Raw genomic sequence first — 24,193 nt, forward strand, 5'->3', positions numbered from 1 at the left:
CTTCGAACATATAGCGGACCGGTGTTACGCGGGCATCAGTTGGGAGTCGTAGGTGAGGGTTAGGCGGCGGTAGGCGGCGCTCAGGAAGGCTAGGAGTACGACGATCAGCATCAGGAGGCTGGCGGTGACGAAGGTCAGGGCGATGCCGCGGGCCTGGCCGTCGCCGAGGAGCCAGCCGAAGGTGGTGCGGCCCGCTGCCGAGTCCATGTAGGGGATGAGCAGGAACTGCGCCGCCGGGCCGACGGCGAAGGCGGCGATCGGGGTGGACGCGGTCTCGATGCTCTGCGCGAACCCGAATACCCGGCCCTGCTTCTCGAACGGAACCATCCGCTGCAGGATCGTCTGCTCGGCCGCCTCGGCGATCGGGATCAGCAGCATGAACCCGAACATGCCCAGCACCAGCAGCGACTGCCACTCGCGCGCCGCCGTACCCAGGCCGACGACCGCGATGCCGACGTTCGCCAGCATCAGCAGCCGCAGCGGCGAACGGCCTAGGCCGAAGCGGGCGACGACGGCGCCGCCGGCGATGAAGCCGATGCTGGTGATGCCGAGCACGATGCCCCAGGACTGGACCGAGAACAGGTTCAGCCCGTACGGGTCCATCAGGGCCATGAAGACGCCCATGATCAGATTGTTGAACGTGCTGAACAGGACCAGCGGAAGCAGCCCGGGTACGTCGCGCATCGTCTGCCAGGCGCTCCGGATGTCGATCCGGGTCCGCTCGTGGTGCTCCGGCCGCGGCTCGTCGAGGTGGATCGCGAGCAGCAGGTGGACGAGTACGGCGGCCGTGAACACGACGGCGATCGCGACCGTGCCGCCCATGCCGACGAAGCCGACCGAGAGGCCGCTGAGGACGCTCGTGATCAGGTGCGCGACCCCGTTCACCGTGCCGACGAGACCGTTCGCCTTGTCGCGGCGGTCGGCGGGGACGAGCAACGTCACCGCGGTTGAGAGCGCGATGCTGCGGAGCTGGCCGGCGGTGCTGCCGACCAGGACCAGGAGCGCGAACGTCCAGAACCACGGCCCGTGCCAGTTGGTGAGCTGCCGGCCGACAACGACGTACAGGATGCCCGCGAGCGCGAAGGCGACGCCGGTGATCGAGGTGGACAGCGCCATCGCGGTCTTCTTGCGGTGCGAGTCCACGACCGCGCCGAAGATCGTCCCGGAGGCGGCGCCGATCAGCATCGAGACGCCGGAGACGAGCGACGCGGCGAGCACCGAGTGCGTCACCAGGTACACCCAGAAGGCGAAGCCGAAGCTCAGGAACGTGGTCGTCACGTTCGCCACCAACGTGTTGATCAGCAACCGCCTGAATGTCGTCGTCATACCCCTACGTCGGACGCGACCTCAGGAAATTGACATGACCTCGCGAAGCGTCTCGAAATCGTCCGGTTCGAGCGGGACGAGGCCGCGGCGGAGCTGGTAGCCCCAGTTCGGCGCCTGGGTCAGCTTCAGGTCGACCTCGCGGAGCGCGGCGCGGTGGACGGGGAGGAACTCGATCCGCCGCCGCCATGGCTGGACCGTGCCGCGGGCACCCATCGACATCGGTTCTGCCTGGTACGGCGCGGTGTCGGCGACCACCCCGAGCGCGGTGAACGCCCGGAGCGGTTCCTTGGACCCGTACCGCTCGGTGGGGGAGTAGATCACGAACCCGTCACCCTCACGCAGCCGTGCGACGCCGTACCGCTTGCCGTGATTGAGCTGGATGAAACCGCCCTCGACGGCCCGCCGGGTGTGGTCCGCGGAGACCACACCCAGCCAGGCCCTGTTCAGATCGTTCATGCACCTAGTGTCAGCCGGTATATACGACATCTTTCGTCATAATTTTCCGGCGGAGTTTGGCGATCAGCGGCCAGGCGATCATCAGCAGGATCACGGCGTAGATCACGTACGCGACCGGCCCGCCGATCAGCCCCGAGACGTCGCCGTTGGACAGCTGCAGCGCCATCCGGGCCTGCCGTTCGGCGATGGGTCCGAGGATCACGCCGATGATCAGCGGGAGTACGGGCAGCCCGAAGCGGCGCATCCCGAACCCGAGCAGGCCGAGCAGCAGGAGCAGCAGCAGGTCGAGCGGCTGCGCGTTCACGGCGTACGCGCCCATCGAGGCGAAGAAGATGATCCCGGCGTACAGGTACGGGCGGGGGATCTGCAGCAGCTTCGCCCAGGCCGGCGCGAGCGGCAGGTTGAGCAGCAACAGGAACAGGTTGCCGATGAACAGGCTCGCGATCAGCGCCCACACCAGCTTCGGTTCGCGCTGGAACAGCAGCGGTCCGGGCTGGATGCCGTACGACGTGAACGCGGCGAGCATCACCGCTGCGGTCGCGTTCGTGGGCAGACCGAGCGCGAGCATCGGGACCAGCGTGCCGGCGGCCGACGCGTTGTTCGCGGCCTCCGGTCCCGCCACGCCCTCGATCGCGCCGTGCCCGAACTCCTCAGGGTGTTTGGACAGCTTCTTCTCGGTCGCGTACGAGAGGAAAGTCGGGATTTCCGCGCCGCCGGCCGGCAGCGCTCCGATCGGGAAGCCGTACGCCGTACCTCGCAGCCAGGGCTTCCACGAGCGACGCCAGTCCGACTTGCCCATCCACGGCCGTCCGACCGGGATCACCGTGCCCGGGTTCCGCCGCAGATGCGCAGCGACCCAGAGCGCCTCGCCGACCGCGAAGATGCCGACGGCAACCACCACGACATCGATGCCGTCGGCCAGTTGCGGGATCCCGAGGGTGAGCCGTTGCTGGCCGGTCACCTTGTCGATGCCGACCAGCCCGATCACCAGTCCGAGCAGCAGCGCCGCGAACCCGCGGATCCGCGACGACCCGAGCACCGAGGTGGCACCGGCGAACGCGAGCAGCATGATCGCCAGGTAGTCCGGCGCACCCAGGCTGATGGCGAACTTCACCACCTGCGGCGCGACCAGCACCAGCAACAGCGTCCCGATCGTCCCTGCCACGAACGATCCGATCGCGGCCGTCGCCAGCGCCTGCGCGGCGCGTCCGGCTCGGGCCATCTTGTTGCCCTCGATCGCCGTCACCACCGATGACGACTCCCCGGGCGTGTTGAGCAGGATCGAGGTGGTCGAGCCGCCGTACATGCCGCCGTAGAAGATGCCGGCGAACATGATGAACGCCTGCACCGGCTCCATCCCGTAGGTGATCGGCAGCAGCAGCGCCACCGTCATCGCCGGCCCGATCCCGGGCAGTACGCCGACCGCCGTACCGACCGTGACTCCCAGCAGTGCCAGCAACAGGTTGATCGGCGTCAGCACGTCGCCGAACCCGTTCAGCAGGTTCGTCAGGTTGTCCATCACAGAATCCCTTGCAGTACGCCGGCCGGCAGGTTGACGCCGAGCCCGATCGCGAACGCGTAGAACGTGATCAGCGACAGCGCGACCGCGATGACCACGTTGCGGATGTGGTGCCGGCTGCCGAGTGCGAACGCCGAACCCCAGAACAGCAGGCTCCCGCTAATCACCCAGCCCAGCGGGTCGATCAGCACCAGGTTCACCACGAACGCGGCGATCAGCAGCAGTACGGTCCGCCAGTCGACGGCCGACGTGACGTCGACGTCCTCGCCTGCCTCGGCCTCACCGGTGCCGCCGCGGGCGACGTCGACGGCGTACAGCGCGGCGACCACGAGCAGCAGTACGCCGAGCACGATCGGGACCGGCTTCGGGCCGATCGGATCGTTGCTGTTGGCAATGTGCTGGATCCGGGCGGCGTCGACGATCACCAGGGCGCCGACCACCGCCAGGAACCCGCATACTCCGTACTGCGCTGTGTCCCGCCGAGCCTCGCCGTGAGCCTCGGCCGTACTCATGCCGCCAGACCCAGTTTCGTCAGGATGTCTGCGACGGCCTTGTCCTGTTCGGTGAGGAACTTGCCGAACTCGTCACCGGTCACGAACGCGTCAGTCCAGCCGTGCTTCTGCAGCTCGGCCTTCCACTGCGGCGAGTCGTGCATCTTGGTCAGCGCGTCGATCCAGACCTTCTTGTCCGCGTCGCTGATCTCCGGCGGCGCCACGATGCCACGCCAGTTCGTGAACACCAGGTCGATCCCGGAGCCCTTCAGCGTCGGCACGTCCTTGAGCGCGTCGATCGGCTTCTCGCTGGTCACCGCGAGTACGCGGACCTGACCGCTCTCCACCTGGTCCAGGAACTCGCCGAATCCGCTGGCCCCGAACGCGATCTTGCTACCGAGCAGCGCGGGCAGCAGCTCGCCGCCACCGTCGTACGAGACGAAGTTGACGTCCTTCGGGTTGATGCCGACAGCCTGGGCGAGCTGCATCGGCAGCAGATGGTCCGGTCCGCCCGGCGACGAGCCGCCGCCGACGGCCAGCCCCTTCGGGTTCGCCTTCCAGGCGGTGACGAGGTCCTGGATCGTCTTGTACGGCGAGTTCTTCGGCACCACGATCGCGCCGGCCTCCTCGATCAGCTTGGCGATCGGGGTGGTCTGGGTGAGCGTCGCCTTCGACTTCGACGTGTACGTCGCGCCGACCACGCCGAGCCCCATCTGCATGGCGAGCTTGCCGTTGCCCTTCTCGTTCACGATCCGCTGCAGGCCGACCGTGCCGCCGGCGCCGGGCAGGTTGAACACCTGGACGCCGGTCGCGATCTTGGCGTCGTCCATCACCTTCGCGGCAGTCCGGGCGGTGGTGTCGTACCCGCCGCCCGCGGTGTTCGGCACCATCAGCCGCAGGCCGGTGGCCGGCTTTCCGCTGTCGGCGTTCGATGTGTCGGATTTTTCCGCGGTCGCGCCACACGCGGTCGCGGTCACCAGCGCGACCAGCGCCGTGGTGACCCAGAGCATCGGCCTAGACCTCATCGGCGGAGTCCTTTCGGGAATGGTTCAGGTGCCGACGATCGTGGACCTCCTGTGGTACGGGAGTCTGCGTTGTGGCCGCAGCGGTGGTTGAGTTCATTGTGGTCACAGGCGGAACCTGGTTGAAGTGTGGCACTTGGCCGCTGGAGCGGTGATCATGCGGCAGGACGTGCGAGGAGGTGAACATGGCGGTACGACTGGGACGAAGGCCGACCCTGGCCGGCCAGCTGCTGGTGCTGCAGCTGGCGATCGTGGTGATCGTGCTCGTGGCCGTCGCCGCGGTCTCGCTCGCCCAGTCGGCCGCGACGTTCAACCGGGTCGAGGGCCGGCGCGTCACCTTGCTGGCCGAGCAGTTGTCGTCGAACCCCGCGCTGCGGTTCAACGTTCGCAACCCGGCGCCTGCGGAGATGCTCGCACCCACGCTGCAGACCAGCCTCGCGCAGTCCGGCGTCACCTCGATCACGGTCGCGAACGCCGACGGAAAGGTGGTCGCGGCAACCAATCCGAGCCTGATCGGGACGAAGCTCACGCTGGGTGTCCCACAGGTTGCTGACGGTCGAGGTTGGTCGGGTCAGCTACGGGGCGACGATGGGATGGAGCTGGTGGCCCAGGTCCCGGTGCTGAGCGAAGGCAGGGACGGGAACGGCAAGCTGGACGGGACGCTCGGCGACCACATCGGGACCGTGATGGTCGGTGAGCGCGCTCCGTCCGTACTGCAGCGGTTGCGCGGCGCGTCGTCGTACCTCGCGATCTATCTCGGGATCGCCTGTGTACTGGGGCTGCTCGGGTCGTGGCTGCTCGCCCGCCGGATCAAGCGGCAGACGCTCGGGCTCGAACCGCGGGAGATCGCGGGACTGGCGGAGCATCGGGAAGCCATGTTGTACGGGCTTGCCGAGGGAGTCGTTGCCTTGGACCCGCATCTGCGCGTGACGCTGGTGAACGACGTCGGGCGGCGACTTCTCGATCTCCCTTCCGACGCGGTGGGAAAGTCCTTGCGGGAACTGGGTGTCGAAGGACGGCTGCGCGAAGTGCTGGCCGGCGAGGACGAGGCGCGCGACGCGGTCGTCGTACGGCGTGGGCGGGTGCTCGTGATGAACCGGATGAGTGTCACCAAGGACGGGCGGTCGCTCGGATCCGTCACCACGCTGCGGGACCGGACCGAGCTGGCGCAGCTGGAGCGGGAGCTGGGGTCGTTCCGTTCGTCCGCAGAGCTGCTGCGGGCGCAGACGCACGAGTTCGCGAACCAGCTGCACACGATCTCCGGGCTGATCCAGATCGGTGAGTACGACGAAGTGGTCACGTACGTCGGCGCGCTCAACCGCTATCGTGAATCGCTCGACCTGACCGTGACCCGGCGGGTCCACGACACCACGGTCGCCGCTCTCCTGATGGCGAAGTCGTCGCTCGCGGCCGAACGCCGCGTCGAGCTCCGGGTGTCCGAGCGAACCACGCTGCTGCGCCTCGATCCGGCGCTTTCCGCCGACATCGCCACCGTCCTCGGAAACCTGGTCGACAACGCCGTCGACGCGGCCGCGCTGTCCGGTACGCCGCTGTCGCCCGCGTGGGTCGAGGTCGAGCTGCGGCAGGACGCGACCAGTGTCGAGATCGTGGTCCGCGACTCCGGGCCGGGAGTCGCACCCGAGCTGGCGCAGGAGGTGTTCGCGCACGGCTTCACCACCAAGGCCGCGGCCGAGGGCGAACGCGGGATCGGCCTCGCGATGACCCGCCTGATCTGCCGGCGCCGCGGCGGCGAGGTGGCGGTCACCAACCTGACCGAGGGCGGTGCGGCGTTCGTCGCGCGGATGTCCACCCAGCGCACGCCGGAGGGAGCCCGATGATCAAGGTGCTGGTCGTCGACGACGACTTCATGGTCGCCCGCATCCACCGTGGGTTCGTCGACCGCGTGGACGGCTTCGAGGTCGTCGGTACGGCGAACTCCGGCGACCAGGCCGTGGCGGCGCTCGGTGAGCTTTCTCCTGACCTGGTTCTGCTGGACCTCTACCTCCCCGACGTCTTCGGCCTCGACCTCATCGCCCGCCTGCGCGCCGTCCAGCCCGACGTCGACATCCTCGTGATCACCGCCGCCCGCGAGGCGGACGCGGTCCGCGGGGCTGTGCGGCAGGGCGTCGTGAACTACCTGCTGAAACCCTTCGGTTTCGAGGACCTCCGGGCGCGGCTCCGCGAGTACGCCCGCCGCCGCGCCAGCGTCCCCGACCAGGTCACCTCCCAAGCCGACGTCGACCGGGTCCTGGCGCCCGCCCGCCAGCTGGTCAACCGGCTCCCCAAAGGCCTCAGCCAGGAAACCGCCGACCTCGTCACCGCCGCCCTCCGCGCCACCCCCGACAACCTCTCCGCCGCCGAATGCGCCGAAAAGGTCGGCATCTCCCGCGTCAGCGCCCGCCGCTACCTCGAGTTCCTCGCCGCCCAGGGCCAAGCCGAAGTATCCCTCCGCTACGGCACCACCGGCCGCCCCGAACGCCGCTACACCTGGCGCCCCTGACCCCCACCCCCCGCCACCGAATTTGATGGGTGGGCGTGTCTGTGGGGCGTGAACGCTGCCTGTTGGGGGTACGCCGGCGTGGTGGGGGCAGTGAACAGGCAATAACACGTGCAGTGCCCCCAGAACCTGTGCAATGCCCGGGATGCGGCGGCGCGTGGGCGGGATGCGACGGTGCGTGGGCGGGGGGGGGGGGGGGGGGGGGGGGGGGGGGGGGGGGGGGGGGGGGGGGGGGGGGGGGGGGGGGGGGGCGACGGGTGTGGAGCGGGTGGGCTGGGGTGAGGGGGCGGCGTACGTCGTACTGCGACGGGCCTCGAGCTTCTTCAGTCCTCGACGAGTTCGACGGAGGTGGCGTGGCGTTCGGCTAGGGCGTGGTAGACGGTGGCGTTGTGGTCTACGAAGAGTTTGGCGGTGCCGTCCAGCGGGATGACCTTCTTGGCGGGGCTGCCCATCGCGACCGACTCCGGTGGGATGACCGTGCCGGGGGTGACCGTGGATCCAGCGGCTACCAGTGACCGTTTGCCGACGACCGCGCCGTCCAGCACGATCGCGCCGTTTCCGACCAGGGCCTGCTCGCCGATCGTGCAGTCGTGGACGAGGCACTGGTGACCGACGGTCGCGTTGGGACCGATCTCGCAGCCGTTGTGGCCGACGTGGATGACCGTGTTGTCCTGGATGTTCGCACCGGCGCGGATCGTGATCGTGCCCAGATCGGCCCGGATCACCGCGCCGTACCAGATCGACACCCGGGCCTCGACGACCACGTCGCCGACCAGCGTGGCGGTCGGCGCGATCCACGCGTCGGGATGGACGGTCGGGCGCTTACCTTCGAACGAGTACAGCGGCATGCGCCACACCTTATGTGAGCGTGATCCCGGAGATCGGCGTGCCGGGAGGCAGGTCGCGGATCTGGGTGTGGATCTGCCCGAGGATGTTGAGCGACACCACGAAGTCCAGGACCTCGACGTTGTCGAGCGTGAGTTCGCCGCCGAGCTGCGGCGGATGGGTGAACGAGTAGACCTGATCAGGACCCGGTACGACGCCCTGGTTCGCGGCGCCGAACACCAGGCCCGCCAGCAGGTACTGGTCCTGGCCGTCCTCCGTGTTCAGCTCGTCCCGCAGTTCGTCCGCGCTCGCCCAGGTGAGTTCCAGCGTCCCCTCGAGCGTGTCCAGCCACCAGAACCCGTCCGCCGCCTGGAAGAACACGTCCCCGAACGGCGACGTGAACACCGGCACCAGCCCGTCGAGTTCGAGGAAGGTCCAGGACTCGAGCGCACGCGCGTACTGCTCGTCGGAGAACGACCGGGTCAGCTCCATGCCGTGAGCCTAGGCGCGAGCGGGGGCCACGTGTCCAACTAGGGTGAACGGATGCTCAAACCAGTCGCCGGGTTCGCAGCGTTCGGTCTGTTCTGGGGTGCGTGGGGAGCGATCCTGCCCGCGATCCGGGCCGGCGCCGGTGTGAACGACGGTGAGCTCGGTGTGGCGTTGCTGATGATCGGGCTCGGAGCGCTGGTGTCGATGCGGTTCACCGGCTATCTGATCGACCGGTACGGCGGCGTCGTGCTTCCCGTGGTGACCGTGCTCTTCGCGCTCTGCGGCGTACTGCCCGCCCTGGCCGGTTCCGTCGGCACGCTGAGCGCGGCACTGTTGTTGCTCGGAGCAACCTCTGGTGCGACGGACGTGGCGATCAACGCGACCGGATCCCACACCGAACACGAGACCGGACGTCCGGTGATGAACCTCGCCCACGGCATGTTCTCGGTCGCGGTCGTGGTGGCGAGCCTCGGTACGGCGGGACTCCGGGCGGCCGGTGTGGGAGCAGTGCCCGTGCTGGCCGGTGCGGCGACGCTGATCCTGATTACCGCGGTTGCCGTCCTCGCGCCGGGAGCAACCAAGGTCACCGGGACCCCGAGGACGCGCGCCGGAAAGCCGAGAGCCAGGATCGAACCGGTGCTTCTCGTGTTCGGCGTGTTGTGTGCGCTGGCCTACCTGGTCGAGAACGCGTGGCAGAGCTGGAGCGCCGTACATCTCGACACCTCGCTGAACGCCTCGCCCGGTCTCGCGTCCACTGCTCCCGCGGTCTTCGCTGCTGCGGCCGCCACCGGCCGCTTCGCAGGTAACGCTCTGCTCGCGCGGGTCCGCCCGGTGCCGGCTCTTGGTCGTCGGCGGTGCCGTCGCTGCCGTCGGCTCACTCGTCGCGGCCACCGCGAACAACCCCTGGACGGCACTCGTCGGGATCGGCGTCGCCGGCCTCGGTACGTCGGTCTGCGCGCCGACCGTCATCGGGATGGCGGGCGCCTGGGCGGGACCCGAGCGGCGCGCGGGAGCGATCTCCACGGTGACCACGATCGCCTACATCGGGTTCCTGATCGGCCCGGCGGCGGTCGGCGCGGTCTCGTCCGTGTGGTCGCTGCCCGTCGCCCTCGGTGCTGTCGCCGTCATCGCGGTCGTCGTCGCCGGCCTCGCACCGGTCGCCGACCGCGTCGCCAGTCCCCGAGCGAGCCGCCAACTGGACTGAGTGCGGCCCCGTCGACGTACGTCGAAAGGGATGTGAAAGGCCCTACTGCAACGGTTACGGTGGCTGAACCGATCGAGGAGGGTGGCATGACGGAGATCGCGAAATCCGGGGCTGCGGTGATCAGCCGGGCGGACGGGCGGGACGACGGCGAGGAATGGACCGAGAACTACACCGAGCTGCCGGGTGGCGCCGGTGTCTCGCTGATTCTCGAGTCGACCACGCAGGAGGGCGTCGGGCCGCGCCTGCATCTGCATCCGTACGCCGAGACGTTCATCATCCGGCGCGGTTCGGCGACGTTCACCGTGGACACCGAAGAGATCGTCGGCAAGGCCGGCCAGATCCTGGTCGTCCCGGCCGAGACCCCGCACAAGTTCCGCACCGGCCCCGGCGGCTACGAAGCGGTGCACATCCACGCCAACCCAACCTTCGAAACCACCTGGCTGGAGTAGCTACTCGTCCTTCGGCGGAGCGAACGCGGCCAGCAGGGTCGCGGTGATGTACGGCGCTGCCTGGTCGGACGTGATGCGTCCGGCCTGGATCTCGCTCGCGGCGCCGTGCATCACGTTGTGCATGACGCTGACCAGCCACGACGTCGGCAGGTCGGTACGGAAAACGTTTTCGGAACGGCCGCGTTCGAGCAGCCTTTCTACGCGCGCCATCGGATCGGCGTGTAGTTCGCGCACCCTTCCGGGCGGCAGCGCGTCCTGAGCCGCGAGCAGCAGCGCCCGATACTGGTCGACCAGGTGCCAGCTCGACTCGATCAACCGGGTCAGGGCCTCGCGCGGATCACCGGTCAGATCGACCTGCCCGAGGGTCTCTTCGCCGGTCGCGATCGCCTGGACGAAGACGGCGTCGACCAGCTCGGCCCGAGAGGCGAAGTGGCCGTACAGGGTCACTCGCCCGACCCCGGCCGCCTTCGCGATCTCCGACGTACTCGCCGCCGGATCCCGGCCCAGGCACTCGGCCGCCGCGGTCAGGATCGCCGCGATGCTCCGTTGCGCGTCCGCGCGCCGGGTGGTGACAGCCATCGGCCCTCCCTGATCTCGAACACCACTGTACGAATTCCTCTTGTCGAACACCAGTGTACGAGTTACCGTACCGAACATAACCCGTACATAGCTGTTCAACTTAAGGACGAGACCATGACTCAACCCGACCCCCGGCGGTGGCGGCTGCTGGGGCTGCTCGCCGTCGCGCAGTTCATGCTGATCCTGGACGTCACCGTGGTGGCGATCGCGCTGCCGAACATCGAGACCGACCTCCACCTGCAGCGCGAGACGCTGACCTGGGTGGTGAGTGCCTACACGCTGATGTTCGGCGGCCTGATGCTGCTCGGCGGTCGCGCCGCCGACCTGCTCGGCTCGCGCCGCGTCGTACTGACCGGCCTGCTGGTGTTCACGCTGGCCTCGCTCGTCACAGGTCTCGCCAGTGGGCCTGAGGTCCTGCTGGGCGGCCGCGTCGCGCAAGGCATCGGGGCAGCGATGCTGTCGCCGGCGGCACTGTCCGTCGTCACCAAGACGTTCGACGGGGACGAGCGCAACAAGGCGCTCGGCATCTGGTCCGCGATGGGCGGTGGCGGCTCCGCGATCGGCGTACTGCTCGGTGGTCTGCTCACCGCGGGCCCGGGCTGGCAGTGGGTGTTCTACATCAACCTGCCGATCGGCCTGGTCGTGTTCGCGCTGCTGATCCGGATGCTTCCCGCCGACACGCCGAGCGAGCAGCGGGGGCGTCTCGACGTACCGGGTGCGTTGCTGGTCACGGCCGGCACGGGTACGGCGATCTACGCACTGATCAACGCCGGCGATCGCGGCTGGCTCTCGCTCGCGACCCTCGGCACGCTGGCCGGAGCCCTCGTTCTGTACGGCGTCTTCGCCTGGGTCCAGCGCACCGTACGGTCACCGCTGATGGACCTGCGGATCTTCACCCGCCGGCCTGTCACCGCAGGCATCTTCATGATCCTGGTCGCGACCGCCCTGATGATCTCGATGTTTTTCCTGGGCTCGTTCTACCTGCAGCATTTCCAGCAGTACGGCGCTCTGCGTACCGGGCTGTTGTTCCTGCCGGTGGCGATCGCGGCGATCGTCGGCGCGCAGATCGCAGGGCATCTCGTCGGCCGGGTCGGCGCACGGCCGATCGCGATGGCCGGGTTCCTGATCACCGCGGCCGGCGTGGCTGTCCCCGCGATCTGGGAGGGTGCTGCCGTGGTCGTGATCGGGATGACCGTCGGGACGGTCGGGCTCGGTGCCGCCTTCGTTGCGTCGTCGACCACGACGTTCGCGCAGATCGACTACCGCGAAGCGGGTCTGGCGTCCGGGCTGCTCAGCACGTTCCACGAGTTCGGCGCCTCGCTCGGCGTCGCTGTGGTGTCGAGCATCGCGGCGGCGAGTCTTGCGGGGACCGTGTCGACAGGATTCACTCGTGGGTTCACGTTCGCCGCGGTCACCGCCGCGGTGGCGGCCGCCCTCGCGCTGGTCGTCGTACCGGCGTTCAAGCCTTCGACTGGAGAAGTACATGCCCACTGAGATTCGCCGCGCGGTGGTCGCGGATGCGGAGATCGTGCTGACCATGATGCGAGAGCTGGCCGACTACCAGGACCAGGGCGTCTATCTGACGGCGAGCGTCGAGGACTGGCAAGGGTTCCTCGGGCGCGAGGACGTGATCGTGCTGATCGCGGAGGTCGGCGGCGATGCGGCCGGGTACGTTTCCGCGCTGCGGCGACCGTACCTGTGGGTCGGCGGGGACCAACTGGCGTTGGACGATCTCTATGTTCGGGAGCATTTCCGCGACGCCGGCGTCGGACGGAAACTCATGCTGGAACTGGCCCGGCACGCGCTGCCGGACCGGCTGCCGATCGGCTGGGGCCTGCGTCTGGAGAACACGGCGGGCTACCGCTTCTACGAACGCCTCGGCGCCAAAATGGTCACCAAGACCGCAGCCAGCTGGTCTCCCGAGGCGTACGAGCGTCAGCTGAGCGAGTAGGTGGCCGCGACCGGGAAGTGGTCGGACGCGAAGCTCACCGGAACCGCTGCGGCGGTCGGCACCAGCTGCGCACTGTGCAGGTGGTAGTCGATCCGCTTCGTCGGCACCGGCACGGGGCTGGTGAGCCCGAGTCCGAAGCCCTTCTGCGGCCAGGTGTCCGTCCAGTGCGTCGTCAGCGTCTTCACCTCGGTCGACGTCGGTACGGCGTTCAGGTCGCCGACCAGGAGCGTCGCCTCGGGGGCGTCCTTCAGCAACGCGACGATCGCGTTCACCTGCTCGATCCGCTCGCCGTCGTTGATCGTCGTGAGGTGCGTGTCGGCGAAGCGCAACGGCGTACCGTTCACGTCGATCAACGTCTCGAGCCGGACGCCTCGATCGTCTTCGCGACCCGCTCGAGATCGAGCTTGCCGTCGACGCCCGCGCCGTGATGGATGTTGAACGTCAGGGCCTTCACGGTCGTGGCCTCCTCCTTCGCGTGTGCCGTCAGCGGCGACGCGGCCAGGAGGAGACAACCGGTCAGGGCGGCAAACATTCCCGATCGACGCATACCCCAGTATCTCGAGGCGCCGGGGTCATTTACATCGCTTCGGTTGCCAGGTCCTGCCAGGCTTCCCAGGTCTTCAGGCGGTCGGCGTACACCTGCTGCAGCATCGGGTAGCCCTGGGTTCCGAAGAAGATGCGGAGGGGTGGGTTGGGAGTGTCGGCGAGCTCGAGGATCGCGCGGCCGGCCGCGGCAGGATCGCCGAAGTCGGCCGAGGCCACGTACGCGGACAGTGCGTCGCGCAGGTCGTCGTACAGCGGGTTCGGATCGGAGCGGACTCCGCCGGTGACGCCGTCGGTCGCGTAACCGCCGGGCGCGACCACCGTGACCTTGATGCCGAAGCCGGCGACCTCTTGGGCGAGCACCTCGCTCAGTCCTTCGAGGGCCCACTTCGACGCGCAGTACGCACCGCCCATCGGGAGCCCCGTCAGGCCGGCTACCGAGGAGATCTGGATGATGCGACCGTCGCCCTGGTCGCGGAGATACGGCAGCGCGGCCTGGACGACCCAGAGCGGACCGAAGAAGTTCGTCTCGAACTGATCGCGCAACTGCGTCTCTTCGAGTTCCTCGACCGCTCCGGACAGGCCGTACCCAGCGTTGTTGACGATCACGTCCAGGTGTCCGAAGTACACGTGCGCTTGTTCGACGGCCGCGAAGACAGCTGCCTTGTCGGTGACGTCGAGGGTGAGTGGGAGTACTGCGTCGCCGTACGTCGTCGTCAACTCGGTGAGGCTCGTGCGCGCCGTCGCGGCCACCCGGTCCCCGCGGGACAGGGCGGCCTCGACGAAGCTCCGGCCGAGGCCGCGAGAGGAGCCGGTGACGAACCAGACCTTGCTCTCTTCTGGCCTCATGGCTTGACGTTGTGGTTGCCGGCGAAAACGTTTTCTGGATCGAGTTCGCGCTTCACCGCCGCGAGCCGCTCGTAGGTCTTGGCGGGGTAGACCGCGGCGACATCAGCGTCCTCGGCCTCGGACAGGAAGTTCGCGTACGCGCCGCTGACCAGCGGGCTCAGGCGATCCCACAGTTGCTGCCGCGCCGGACGCGTCGCCTCGATCACCGGCGGCGGACCGACGGTCATGGTGACGAACATCAGCTCCGCCTGGCGGTGTGCGTACGCCGTCGCGTCGTCGGCGACCTGCGCCACCGCCCCGCCGACGCTGCGGACGGCGATGATCGGAGAGCCCTGCGAGGTGCCGGCCTCGGCGAGGATCCGCAGTACCTCGGGCACGGAATCCTTGTCGACAAAGGCACTTCGGGTGGCGAACTGGATGCCGGGCGGCGGTACGGCGCCGTCCACGAGCACCTCGGCGTACGGCGTCAGCGTGACATCGTCGGCGATCACGGTGCCGAGTGCGCGGATCGGATCGATCGCCTGCGCGGCGAGTTCCGCGTCGTCACCGTCGTACGCAACCTGGATCTCCAGCGGCGCTTCGGGACCGCCGAGGAACGGGTTCGCGAACGCCGCGATCGAGGTCAGCTCCGGGGGCGCGGTCCGCACGTACTCCGCCCAGCGGGGCAGGACGTCGGCGATCTCGTTCGCACCGAAGACCACCTTGCCGAAGTGGATGTCGGTCGTCGGGTGCGCCGCGAACTCGAACGCGGTCACGATCCCGAAGTTCCCGCCGCCGCCGCGGATCGCCCAGAACAGCTCCTGGTTCTCGTCGGCGGACGCCCGTACGACGTCACCTGCGGCGGTCACGACCTCGGCGGCGACCAGACTGTCCAGCGCGAGACCGTACTTGCGGACCTTCCACCCGATGCCGCCGCTCAGCGTCAACCCGCCGACGCCGACGCTCTTGGTGTCACCCGACGAGATCGCCAGCCCGTGCGGCGCCAGCGCGGCCGCGACCTGCCCCCAGGTGGCGCCGCCGCCGATCCGGACGATGTGCTTGTCCTTGTCCACGACCTCGATGCCCGCCAGGTTGACGAGATCGATCACCACCCCGCCGTCGTTCGTCCCGAATCCTGGGAACGCGTGTCCACCGCCGCGCACCGCGAGCGGCAGCCCGCTGCCCGCGGCGTACCGGACGGCCTTCTGGGCGTCCTCGACGGTCGTCGGCCTGAGGACGTACGCCGGACTGCCCCCGACCAGCACGGTCTTGCTCGCGGCGTCGTACCCGGGGTCCTCCGGCCCGACGATCTCTCCAGCGAATCCTTCGACTGTTGCGCTCATGACGTTCCTTTGCGTTTGCCCTCATCGAACAAACACCTGACGCCTGCCGAGCGGCCCATGTGACGTGAACAACGCCACATCACAAAACGCGCGGCTATTTCGTCTGTGCGTCGGTCTTGTGGCTGAACGCGCACCGCCAGCCCGTCGGCGTCTGCACCCAGACCTGGCTGATCCACTCGTCCGCGAAGTACGACGTACCTTCCCAGGAGCCTGTACTGGTCTTGCGTGCCGTGAGCACGACGGCATCCCCGGTGCGCGCCGTCCGCTGTTCGCTCACCAGTTGCATGCTGTGATGGGCGAGCCGCCCGCTCGCGATCCAGCCGAGGATGTCGGCTCTGGTGACCGGCCCGGTCGAGTCGACGTACACCCAGTCGTCCGTCATGAAGGATCCGACCTCGTCGGCGTCGTTGCCGACAACGATCCGATCCCACTCGGCCGCCGCCGCGCGTACCTGCTCTTCGATCGTCATCCGCCCATCGTCGCCTAGCGGAGGCTCCCGTCGCTCATCCGCGCGGCCAGGTGGGAGGGTGGGGTGATGATCTATCGGTTCTCGGTGGGGCGGTTGGAGTGTGTGGTGGTAAGCGACGGCCAGCCGGGGCCGCCGTTCGAGCCGCGGCTGGAGGATTTCTTCACACCTGAGTCGGGTGTGCCGGACGACGTACTGCGGGACTCGTGTCAGGGGCGTTCGACGCTGACCTGCGGGTACAACTGTCTGTTCGTGAGCACCCCGGACGGTACAGCGGTGATCGACACGGGGCTGGGGGCGAGCTTCCTCGGGTACGGCGAGTACATCGAGCCGCTCGTCGGACAGTTGGACAGCGGAATGAGCAGCGCCGGACTGGCACGGTCGGAGTTGGCTGCGGTCGTGTTCACACATCTCCACCAGGATCATGCGCGCGGCGCGATCTGGTCGGGCGAGCTGACCTTCCCCGCGGCGAGCGCGTTCGCGCATGCGTCGGAGGTCGCGTTCTGGACAGGCTCCGTCGACCTCCCGTCGGCGCAGCCGCACCTCGATGCTGCTCGAGAAACCATCCGGCTGTTCGGCGAGAAGCTGCAGCCGTTCGAGTACGACGCCGAGATCCTGCCCGGCGTACACACGCTCTCCGCCCCCGGCCACACACCTGGCCACTCCGCCATCCTCCTGCAGTCCCAAGGCGAACGCCTGCTCTGCGTCGGCGACACCTTCTACGACCCGCTCCAACTCATCAACCCGGCCTGGGCCACCCCGTGGGACCTGGACGCACCGGCCTCGATCACCACCCGCCGCCAACTCCTGTCCCGCGCCGCCGACGAACACCTCCTGATCCACGCCTACCACCTCCCGTTCCCAGGCCTGGGCCACGTCCAACGCAACGGCCCCACCTACACCTGGCACCCCCTCGATGGACGATAGGTCCCACAGGCGATCGAATTACGGGAAGGTCCACTTCTGGTTGAGGCCGTTGTTGCAGGTGTAGAGGATGAGTTTGGTGCCGTTGGCGGAGGAGGCGCCGGTGGCGTCGAGACAGAGGGGTACGGCGGCGTTGACGAGGGACCCGTTCGGTTGGGGGATCCAACGTTGGCCGGGGGAGTTGTCGCAGGTCCACAGCACGGCGGGGGTCTTGAGAGCGGTGCCGCGCGCGGACAGGCACTTGCCCATCGTGCGCACGGTTCCGTCCTCCGTGGACGGTGTCCACTGCTGGTTGACCGCGCCCTTGCACGTGTAGAGCGTGGTCGGCGTACCGTCCGTGGTCGAGGCCTGGTAGACGTCGATGCACTGGCCCGCGATCCCGGTGGCCGGCCCGGTGTCCTGATAAACCCCGAACTCCCAGAACGAGTAGTAGCTCCCGGCAACGGCTCGCTGCGTCGCGACCAGCCGGACGAACCTCGCGTAGTTCGGTGCGAACGTGACGACGTCCGTCCCGCCGTCCCCCCTCACCGTCGACGCCACAGTCCTCCAGGTGCGCCCGCTCGCCAACACCTGGACCTGGTACGACTTCGCGTACGCAGTCGACAACCAGTTCATCATCACCCGGTTGACCACCTGGACCGACCCGAGATCGACCTGGAACCACTGCGGATCCGTACGCGCACTCGACCACGCGGTGCTCATCGAACCGTCCACGGCCTTCGCCGCCTCGCGCCCGGCAAGATAGGTGCTAGAGGCAACCGCGGGACGACCGCGGGCAAGGTTTCGCTTCGTAGCAAAAGCGGCCGTGTACGTCGTCGGTGTCGCCGGCGCAACCAGGTTGTGGTCACGCGCCCCACCGTCCGACCACAACCCGAACCGGTAGAGCTGGTTGACCACGTTCTGCACCGGATCCGTCGCCACCGAAACGCTCGATCCGACGATCGTCGTGACCGGGAGCGGACTCTTCCCGCTCTTGTCGAGGACTGTCACCGGCAACCCGGTCGGTGTGGTCGCGAACGTCGTACCGACCGTCTTCGGATCGAGCCGCACGCTCTTCACATCCGTCAGCCCCTGAGCATCCCGCGCCGTCAGCTTCAGCTCGAGGTACGACGGATATTCGTGATCCGGTGCCGTGAACGAGCTGCTCGCCCCGGTCACCGTCGTGATCGTATGCGTGTGGCAGTCACTCGGACAGTGATGCATGATCAGCGACCACGTCAACGCGGATGCCGGCAACGTCCCCTGCTCGGGGTCCGTCGCCGAACCCGAGAAGTTGATGGTGTCACCAACCTTCCACGTCGTCGCCGGACCGGGAGAGGTGATCGTCGCGGTCGGTGCGGTGTTCGCGACGTTGATCTGCGTGCTCGTCGTACTGCTCGCCGTCCCGTCGGACACCCGCAGTCGCACGGTCACGGTGTCACTGACCGTGTACGTGTGCTGCACAACGGCTGCTGTCGAGTCGTCGTACGCCCCGTCGCCGTCGAGGTCCCACGCGTACGTGAGCGGATCGCCGTCGGCGTCGTCGGACGCGGTCCCGTCGAGCGTCACCGTCAACGGCGTCGGCCCGCTCGACGGGTCGGCGTGGATCACGGCCGTCGGCGGATTGTTCGTGCCGTTGTAGACGTAGCGCAGGATCCGGCCGTTGTCGTAGTCGACCGTGAAGAGGTCGCCGCCGGGACCCGTCTGCAGGCGAGTGGCGCCGTACCCGGAGGCGAAGAGCTGGATCTTCGCCGGGTCGGGCAGACCGTTGCTCCCGGGCATCATCGCCCACACGCATCTGCGGCTGTAGTCGGTGAAGAACAGCGAGCCGTCGTACGCCGCCGGGTAGTTCCCGCCCTTGTAGAACGAGAGCCCGGAGATGGACGAACTGCCGGTGGAGCACGTCCCGGCGATCTGGTCTGTGTGCTTGTAGGTGTAGTACGGCGACGCGACCGCGGACGAGCCTGCCGCGTAGAGGTTCTCGCAGATGTTGACGTTCGCGCCGTCGTACCCGGGCTGGCGGCCGGTGCCCTCGTAGCACGGCCAGCCGAAGTTCGTGACGCCCGCCGTCGGGGCGACGACGCGGTCGATCTCTTCCCAGGTCTGGTAGCCGACGTCACCGATCCACAGCTCGCTCGTCCCCGGCCGGAACGTGAACCGCATCGGGTTGCGCAGACCTTCCGCGACGATCCGGCGGGCGTTCAGGTCGGGGCTGCTGACCAACGGGTTGTTCGGCGCGGCCTGCCCGGTGTCGGGGTCGATGCGGATGATCGAGCCGTCCAGACCGGTCGGATCGCCTGCGGTTCTCAGGTCCTGCGCACGCAGCGCGCCGCCTTCGGCAGTCGGCGGAGTGAGCGTCGCACCGACCGGAGCCGGCCCGTCACCACACGGGTTGTCGGGCGTCAGATCAGAAGCGGGGAGGCTGTCCTGCCCGTAGTCGACGTAGTTGAAGCTGGCGCCGTCACCGCCGCCGGCGTACAGGAACCCGTCCGGGCCGAACTCGATCGAGCCGATCGAGTGGCTCGGGTACACCTGGCACCAGTCCTCGACGAGCACCTGCTCGGCGCCGTTCGCGTTGAGCACCGAGAGTCGCGCACTGGCCTGGCATCCGTCACCGGTCGGCCCGGGCGGCGACGGACACGGGTCGCCGTCGATGCCCGGCGTACCCCACTTCGGCGTCGGCCCGCCGATCAGCCCGTCGTGCGTGTACAGCACGTAGATCCGTGGATCTGCAGGGAAATCGGGATGCAGCGCCAGCCCGAGCAGGCCGCGGTCCCAGTAGTTGTAGACCTCGGTCCGCAGGTCGGCGTACACGCTGGGCGTCGGATCGTCGAGCGAGTCGAACACCTTGATCAGGCCGCTCTTCTCGGCGACGAACACCCGGCCGTCCGGCGAGAACGCGACGTTCGTCGGATTGGTCAGTCCGCTGAACGCCACTTGCTCACTGAAACCGGTGGGCGTGACAGCAGCCTGTGCCGGACCGATCGTGACGAACGGCGACAGCAGTACGACGCACAGTGCGGGCAGCGCAGCGCGCAGCCAACGGGCAGAAATCCTCACGAATCCCCCAGGACCAAGGTCCGGTGCCCGGCCCCTCACAACCCCCTGCGGGCACTCGGATCGCGCCAGCATGACCGTCGCTCCTGGTGCGCGCAAGCCCCGGCCTGTATTCGTTTCAAACAATCAACCGGGCGGTCACTCCGCCGGTCTGGTCGGGCACACTGGGCTGATGATTCGCAGCGTTCGGGAGTTGCCGGCCGGGCCGGGTGTCTATCGCTTCCGCGACGACTCCGGGAAGGTTCTGTACATCGGACGCGCCCGTAATCTGCGGCGGCGCGTGCAGTCGTACTGGGTGAATCTCGGCGACCGGCCGCATCTGCAGCGGATGGTACGGCGGATCGCCCGGGTAGAAGGTGTTTGGTGCGATTCCGAACACGAAGCGGCGTGGCTCGAACGCAATCTGCTCGAACATTCCAAGCCGCGCTGGAACCGTACCGAGGGCGGCGCGGAGGTCGTCGGTTACATCCGGCTCGCCGACGGATCCAAGCCAGGCTTGCGTTTCGAGCACACGGTCAACGGTGGCGGCCCGCATTTCGGGCCGTACCTCGGTGGGTTGCGGATCCGGCAGGCGATCTCGGGGCTGCATCGGGTGCTGCCGTTGCAGTACACCGTGGCGGGTGACGGCTCGGCGGAGGAGTTCGGTCGGCTGTTCGGGATCGGGCCCGCGGATCGGGACGCGTTGGCGCGGACAGCGATCGCCGTACTTTTGAAGAAACCAGCCGCGGTAGAGGCGTTGCGCAGCGAGCTGGTACGACGACGTGACCGAGCCGCGGGTGAATTGCGGTACGAGTTCGCGGCGAAGGTACAGGGAGAGCTCGAGGCGCTCGAGTGGATCTGTTCCGAGCAGAAGGTTGCGTGGATGGAGCCGCGGGACGCGGACGTGTACGGGTGGGCGGACGGCGTACTCGTGCGGTTCGAGCTGAGGAGCGGGCGGATGTGCACGTGGACGCAGCGCGCGGTGGGCGAGGCGACTGCCCGGGAGCGGGTCGCGGCAACGCCTGCGTTGTGGCAGCCGTTCGCCCGGCGCAACGCCGAGCTCGCCGCACGAATGCTCAAGGTGACTTCCTGATTACCTAGCATGGTGTCCCATGACGCAGCCGCCTGGTCCTTATCCACCCGGACCACCGCCGTACGCGCAGATTCCTCCCAAGCGGTCGAAAGGCCCGCTGCTCATCGTCGCCGGTCTCATCCTGTTTCTCGTCGTACTGATCGTCACCGGCCTCGTACTGTTCTTGGGGAACCGCGGCGAAGACAAACCGATCGGCCACGAGTCAACCCCGCCGGCCCGCACCAAACCGTCCGATCCGAAGGCGGTCGAGTTCCGCCGCGTGCTCACCTCGAAGCCCGGCCACTGCGCGACCCCCTCACCGGCCGGTACGGCGTGTGACGACCGGGGCAATCTCTACACGCTGGGCAAGGTCGAGCTCGACGGCAGCAACGTGTCCGAGGTGAAGGCCGGATTCGACCCGGCGCAAGGCACCTCCTGGTACGTGAACCTCAACCTCGATCCGGAAGGCACCAAGCTGTTCGGTGAGTTGACCGCCAGCATCGCCAAGCAGGAGCCGCCGGCCAACCTGCTGGCGATCGTCGTCCACGGCGAGGTGGCCGCGGCACCAGCCGTGCAGTCCGCGATCACCGGCGGCCAGGTCCAGATCTCCGGTGGTTACACCCGCGACACCGCCGAGGCCCTCGCCAAGAAGATCACCGGCTAGGCGCTGTCTGGCCTCAGCGGTTGGTGACCTCGAAGGCGACCACTGCCGCGGCGACGGCGACGTTCAGCGACTCGACGCCGGAGTGCAGCGGGATCTGCAGGTCGGAGTCGGTGGCGACCGTGATCCCGTTGGTCTCGCCGCCGAGCACATACACCGCGCGCGGTGCGAGCTCGGTCTTGAACAGCGAGTCCTGCGAACGCGCCGACAGCCCGTAGACGTGATACCCGGCGGTCCGCAGTACGTCGACCGCTGCCTTCGCCGTCGATGTGTTCACGATCGGCGCCTGGAACGCGACGCCGGCCGACGCCTTGATCACGAGCGGCCCGACATGCGGCGTACCGGCCCGAGGGAGGATGACACCGTCGAACCCGGCGCCGGTCGCGGTCCGCAGAATCATTCCGACGTTTCCGGGATTGGTCACGCCGTCGAGCAGGAAAACGTTGGTCGGCCGTTTTCCGCGGGCCCGCACGAACTCCTCCAGCGGCGTCATCCGGGGCGCGTCCACGTCCGCGACCACGCCCTGGTCGTGCTTACCGTTTCCAGCGAGCCACTTCACCCGGCTGGCGGTCGCGCGCTCGACCGGCGTCCCGTACCGCTCCGCGGCGCGCAGGATCTCCTGCATCGAGTTGCCGGTCGCGTTGTCGGCGAGCACGACCTTCGCGACCGACAGGTTCGGATCGTGCAGCGCCTCCAGCACGGGCTTGCGCCCGTAGACCGTGATCCACTTGTCGCGCGGCGATTTCTTCGAATCCACCCGCCTACCGTAGCGCCGGGTTCGACCTCTTACCGTCCAGCCAGAGCATGTTGCTCGGGTCCGAGTGCGTGCCCGTGGTGCCGACGTGCTTGTCGCTGATCTGCGCGCCGTTCTTGATCACGTGCACCAGCGCCATCCCGTGGCCGCGGCCGAGTTCGTAGTCCGCCTTCAGCCAGTCGAGGATCGTGCCGGCCTTCACGTCCGCGGCACCGTACCCGCGCTGATGAGCCTCGTCGACCAGTTCCCGCGGGGTCTTTCCGGTCTTTTCCTCGATCTTGTCCAAGTACGCCTGGAACGACATCGTTTTCCTCCTGGGGTGGTGGTCCTACACCCCTGCGTCGGGTGACCACCGCGGAAATCGACACCGACGATCAGGAAACTTTCCGCAACACCGCGAGCACAGTTTCCGCCGAAAGGTCGATGTCGGCCGGCCCGGTGGTCCAGTTGGAGACCGAGATGCGCATCGCGGCCCGGCCCTGCCAGGTGGTGCCCGACATCCAGCAGGTGCCCTCGTCCTGGACCTCGGCGACCACCCGCCGGGTGACCGCGTCGTCGTCGCTGAAGCGGACCAGGACCTGGTTGAGGACCACGTCGTTCAGCACCTGCACGTCGTTGGCGGCGAGGATGCCTGCGAACCGCTGCGCCATCGCGTGGCAGCGGTCGACGATCTCGGCGATCCCGGTGCGACCGAGCGCCCGAATCGCGGCGTACACGGGGATGCCCCGAGCCCGTCGCGAGAACTCCGGGTTGAAGTCGAGCGAGTCGCGTTCGCCGTCCTCGTCCTGGATCAGGTAGGCGGCGCGGATCGACATCGCCGCGCGGTGGGCGTCGGGGTGCGCGCACAGGACGAGGCCGGAGTCGTACGGCACGTTCAGCCACTTGTGCGCATCGGTCGCCCACGAGTCGGCCAGCTCGATCCCGTCGACGAGTCCGCGCAGTTGCGAGCTGACCGCTGCCCAGAGGCCGAAGGCGCCGTCGACGTGCACCCAGGCCAGGTGTGCATGCGCCAGGTCGCAGATCTCGGCTATTGGGTCAGATGCCCCTGTGTTCACGTTGCCGACCTGCGCACAGACAATCTGTGGGCCATCGTCGTTCAGCGCCTCGGCGAGAGCGTCCGGGCGCATCCGCCCTTGGCTGTCGACCGCGACCGGCACGATGCAGCTCGTCCCCAGCCCCAGGAACCGCAGTGCGCGATCGATCGTGTCGTGACGCTCCGCGCCGGCCAGCACGCGGATCGGCGGCGCGCCGATCAGGCCGTCGCGTTCGACGTCCCACCCGGCTCGCCGCAGTACCTCGTGCCGCGCGGCCGCCAACCCGGTGAAGTTCGCCATCTGCGCGCCGGTCACGAAACCCACCGACGTACCGCGTGGGAGCCCGAAGAGCTCGACGAGCCAGCCCGCGGTGATGTCCTCGACCACGGCGGCCGCCGGCGAGGCGGCGTACAGACCGGCGTTCTGATCCCACGTGGTCGTGAGCCAGTCCGCGGCGAGCGACGCCGGTGTGGCGCCGCCGAACACGAACCCGAAGAACCGGCCGCTCCCGCTCGGCAGCAGCCCGTCCTCGACCCCCTCCGCGAGCCGCGCGACCACTTCGCGCGGATCCGACGGCCCGCTCGGCAGCGGTCCACCGAGCGTCTCGTGAAGCTCCCCGGCACTCGCCCGAGGCCCGACCCGCCGCCCCGGAAGCCCCTCCAGGTACGCCGTCGCCCGCCCATACGCCTCTCCGAGCGGCCCCTCCCAATCAACCATGTCTCATTTCTACGCCTAGGCCGTAAAG

General features: G+C 68.4%; 26 protein-coding genes and 1 pseudogene. 10 read left to right on the forward strand and 17 right to left on the reverse strand.

The window, feature by feature from the left end; genetic code table 11:
• Window positions 1-24 precede the first annotated feature (24 nt).
• The 5 genes from EV651_RS23070 to EV651_RS23090 are packed head-to-tail and all read right to left on the reverse strand — an operon-like array spanning window position 25 to window position 4,817.
• Window positions 25-1,326 (reverse strand): MFS transporter, encoded by a 1,302-nt coding sequence (locus EV651_RS23070; protein WP_133787303.1) that lies wholly within the window; start codon window positions 1,324-1,326, stop codon window positions 25-27.
• A 21-nt stretch (window positions 1,327-1,347) separates the two neighbouring features.
• Window positions 1,348-1,782, reverse strand: a complete 435-nt coding sequence (locus tag EV651_RS23075) for an EVE domain-containing protein (protein WP_133787304.1) — start codon at window positions 1,780-1,782, stop codon at window positions 1,348-1,350.
• A 10-nt stretch (window positions 1,783-1,792) separates the two neighbouring features.
• The gene (locus tag EV651_RS23080) at window positions 1,793-3,301 is read right to left on the reverse strand and encodes a tripartite tricarboxylate transporter permease (RefSeq protein ID WP_133787305.1); all 1,509 of its coding nucleotides are present in this window, start codon (window positions 3,299-3,301) and stop codon (window positions 1,793-1,795) included.
• Window positions 3,301-3,813, reverse strand: a complete 513-nt coding sequence (locus EV651_RS23085) for a tripartite tricarboxylate transporter TctB family protein (RefSeq protein WP_133787306.1) — start codon at window positions 3,811-3,813, stop codon at window positions 3,301-3,303. The genes EV651_RS23080 and EV651_RS23085 overlap by 1 nt, the downstream gene beginning before the upstream one ends.
• On the reverse strand, window positions 3,810-4,817 hold the full coding sequence (locus EV651_RS23090) for a tripartite tricarboxylate transporter substrate binding protein (protein WP_133787307.1): 1,008 nt from the start codon (window positions 4,815-4,817) through the stop codon (window positions 3,810-3,812). Before EV651_RS23090 ends, EV651_RS23085 begins: the two co-directional genes overlap by 4 nt.
• 182 nt (window positions 4,818-4,999) lie before the next feature.
• On the opposite strand from EV651_RS23090, the gene EV651_RS23095 reads away from it, so the two are divergent.
• Both EV651_RS23095 and EV651_RS23100 read left to right on the forward strand, forming a co-directional pair.
• The gene (locus EV651_RS23095; RefSeq protein WP_133787308.1) at window positions 5,000-6,652 is read left to right on the forward strand and encodes an ATP-binding protein; all 1,653 of its coding nucleotides are present in this window, start codon (window positions 5,000-5,002) and stop codon (window positions 6,650-6,652) included.
• Window positions 6,649-7,314 (forward strand): response regulator, encoded by a 666-nt coding sequence (locus tag EV651_RS23100; RefSeq protein ID WP_133787309.1) that lies wholly within the window; start codon window positions 6,649-6,651, stop codon window positions 7,312-7,314. The genes EV651_RS23095 and EV651_RS23100 overlap by 4 nt, the downstream gene beginning before the upstream one ends.
• Window positions 7,315-7,634: 320 nt before the next feature.
• Here EV651_RS23100 and EV651_RS23105 read toward each other — a convergent pair whose 3' ends face one another.
• Together EV651_RS23105 and EV651_RS23110 are read right to left on the reverse strand one after the other, a co-directional pair.
• A complete protein-coding gene (locus EV651_RS23105) occupies window positions 7,635-8,159 on the reverse strand; it encodes a gamma carbonic anhydrase family protein (RefSeq protein ID WP_133787310.1) in 525 nt (174 codons plus the stop codon).
• Window positions 8,160-8,169: 10 nt separating this feature from the next.
• On the reverse strand, window positions 8,170-8,628 hold the full coding sequence (locus EV651_RS23110) for a T6SS immunity protein Tdi1 domain-containing protein (protein ID WP_133787311.1): 459 nt from the start codon (window positions 8,626-8,628) through the stop codon (window positions 8,170-8,172).
• A gap of 51 nt (window positions 8,629-8,679) precedes the next feature.
• Between EV651_RS23110 and EV651_RS43305 the strand changes: the two are divergent.
• From EV651_RS43305 to EV651_RS43315, 3 genes and pseudogenes are all read left to right on the forward strand, one after another.
• A pseudogene (locus EV651_RS43305) lies at window positions 8,680-9,447 on the forward strand (MFS transporter); the annotation flags it as partial.
• A 19-nt stretch (window positions 9,448-9,466) separates the two neighbouring features.
• Window positions 9,467-9,829: an MFS transporter gene (locus tag EV651_RS43310; protein WP_370353216.1), complete on the forward strand. Its 363-nt coding sequence runs from the start codon at window positions 9,467-9,469 to the stop codon at window positions 9,827-9,829.
• An 86-nt stretch (window positions 9,830-9,915) separates the two neighbouring features.
• Window positions 9,916-10,278: a cupin domain-containing protein gene (locus tag EV651_RS43315; protein ID WP_134003445.1), complete on the forward strand. Its 363-nt coding sequence runs from the start codon at window positions 9,916-9,918 to the stop codon at window positions 10,276-10,278.
• Here EV651_RS43315 and EV651_RS23120 read toward each other — a convergent pair whose 3' ends face one another.
• On the reverse strand, window positions 10,279-10,857 hold the full coding sequence (locus EV651_RS23120) for a TetR/AcrR family transcriptional regulator (RefSeq protein WP_133787313.1): 579 nt from the start codon (window positions 10,855-10,857) through the stop codon (window positions 10,279-10,281).
• A 114-nt stretch (window positions 10,858-10,971) separates the two neighbouring features.
• Between EV651_RS23120 and EV651_RS23125 the strand changes: the two genes are divergently transcribed.
• Window positions 10,972-12,351: an MFS transporter gene (locus EV651_RS23125; protein WP_133787314.1), complete on the forward strand. Its 1,380-nt coding sequence runs from the start codon at window positions 10,972-10,974 to the stop codon at window positions 12,349-12,351.
• Window positions 12,341-12,808, forward strand: coding sequence for a GNAT family N-acetyltransferase (locus tag EV651_RS23130; RefSeq protein ID WP_133787315.1), 468 nt, complete (start codon window positions 12,341-12,343; stop codon window positions 12,806-12,808). The genes EV651_RS23125 and EV651_RS23130 overlap by 11 nt, the downstream gene beginning before the upstream one ends.
• On the opposite strand, the gene EV651_RS23135 is transcribed toward EV651_RS23130, so the two are convergent.
• From EV651_RS23135 to EV651_RS23155, 5 genes are all read right to left on the reverse strand, one after another.
• Complete coding sequence (locus tag EV651_RS23135) at window positions 12,793-13,152, reverse strand: endonuclease/exonuclease/phosphatase family protein (RefSeq protein ID WP_238157144.1); 360 nt, start codon at window positions 13,150-13,152, stop codon at window positions 12,793-12,795. The genes EV651_RS23130 and EV651_RS23135 overlap by 16 nt on opposite strands.
• A gap of 5 nt (window positions 13,153-13,157) precedes the next feature.
• Window positions 13,158-13,355 (reverse strand): hypothetical protein, encoded by a 198-nt coding sequence (locus EV651_RS23140; RefSeq protein ID WP_133787317.1) that lies wholly within the window; start codon window positions 13,353-13,355, stop codon window positions 13,158-13,160.
• A 29-nt stretch (window positions 13,356-13,384) separates the two neighbouring features.
• Window positions 13,385-14,200, reverse strand: a complete 816-nt coding sequence (locus EV651_RS23145) for an SDR family NAD(P)-dependent oxidoreductase (RefSeq protein WP_133787318.1) — start codon at window positions 14,198-14,200, stop codon at window positions 13,385-13,387.
• On the reverse strand, window positions 14,197-15,522 hold the full coding sequence (locus EV651_RS23150; protein WP_133787319.1) for an FAD-binding oxidoreductase: 1,326 nt from the start codon (window positions 15,520-15,522) through the stop codon (window positions 14,197-14,199). The genes EV651_RS23145 and EV651_RS23150 overlap by 4 nt, the downstream gene beginning before the upstream one ends.
• A 94-nt stretch (window positions 15,523-15,616) precedes the next feature.
• Window positions 15,617-15,991, reverse strand: coding sequence for a nuclear transport factor 2 family protein (locus EV651_RS23155; protein ID WP_133787320.1), 375 nt, complete (start codon window positions 15,989-15,991; stop codon window positions 15,617-15,619).
• Between the two features lie 66 nt (window positions 15,992-16,057).
• Between EV651_RS23155 and EV651_RS23160 the strand changes: the two genes are divergently transcribed.
• Window positions 16,058-16,915: an MBL fold metallo-hydrolase gene (locus EV651_RS23160; protein ID WP_133787321.1), complete on the forward strand. Its 858-nt coding sequence runs from the start codon at window positions 16,058-16,060 to the stop codon at window positions 16,913-16,915.
• 18 nt (window positions 16,916-16,933) lie between these two features.
• Here EV651_RS23160 and EV651_RS23165 read toward each other — a convergent pair whose 3' ends face one another.
• Window positions 16,934-19,951: a PQQ-dependent sugar dehydrogenase gene (locus EV651_RS23165; protein WP_202870465.1), complete on the reverse strand. Its 3,018-nt coding sequence runs from the start codon at window positions 19,949-19,951 to the stop codon at window positions 16,934-16,936.
• Between the two features lie 169 nt (window positions 19,952-20,120).
• On the opposite strand from EV651_RS23165, the gene EV651_RS23170 reads away from it, so the two are divergent.
• Together EV651_RS23170 and EV651_RS23175 are read left to right on the forward strand one after the other, a co-directional pair.
• Window positions 20,121-21,020, forward strand: a complete 900-nt coding sequence (locus EV651_RS23170; protein WP_166658717.1) for a GIY-YIG nuclease family protein — start codon at window positions 20,121-20,123, stop codon at window positions 21,018-21,020.
• Window positions 21,021-21,039: 19 nt separating this feature from the next.
• Window positions 21,040-21,663 (forward strand): hypothetical protein, encoded by a 624-nt coding sequence (locus tag EV651_RS23175; protein WP_133787324.1) that lies wholly within the window; start codon window positions 21,040-21,042, stop codon window positions 21,661-21,663.
• A 13-nt stretch (window positions 21,664-21,676) separates the two neighbouring features.
• On the opposite strand, the gene EV651_RS23180 is transcribed toward EV651_RS23175, so the two are convergent.
• From EV651_RS23180 to EV651_RS23190, 3 genes are all read right to left on the reverse strand, one after another.
• Window positions 21,677-22,417, reverse strand: coding sequence for an RNA methyltransferase (locus tag EV651_RS23180; RefSeq protein ID WP_133787325.1), 741 nt, complete (start codon window positions 22,415-22,417; stop codon window positions 21,677-21,679).
• Window positions 22,418-22,421: 4 nt separating this feature from the next.
• Window positions 22,422-22,718 carry a DUF4287 domain-containing protein gene (locus EV651_RS23185; protein WP_133787326.1) on the reverse strand — a complete coding sequence of 99 codons (297 nt, stop codon included), beginning with the start codon at window positions 22,716-22,718 and terminating at the stop codon, window positions 22,422-22,424.
• A 70-nt stretch (window positions 22,719-22,788) separates the two neighbouring features.
• Complete coding sequence (locus EV651_RS23190; protein ID WP_133787327.1) at window positions 22,789-24,165, reverse strand: aminotransferase class V-fold PLP-dependent enzyme; 1,377 nt, start codon at window positions 24,163-24,165, stop codon at window positions 22,789-22,791.
• Window positions 24,166-24,193: the final 28 nt, after the last annotated feature.

This window comes from Kribbella sp. VKM Ac-2571 (assembly GCF_004362255.1).
Lineage (GTDB): Bacteria > Actinomycetota > Actinomycetes > Propionibacteriales > Kribbellaceae > Kribbella > Kribbella pratensis.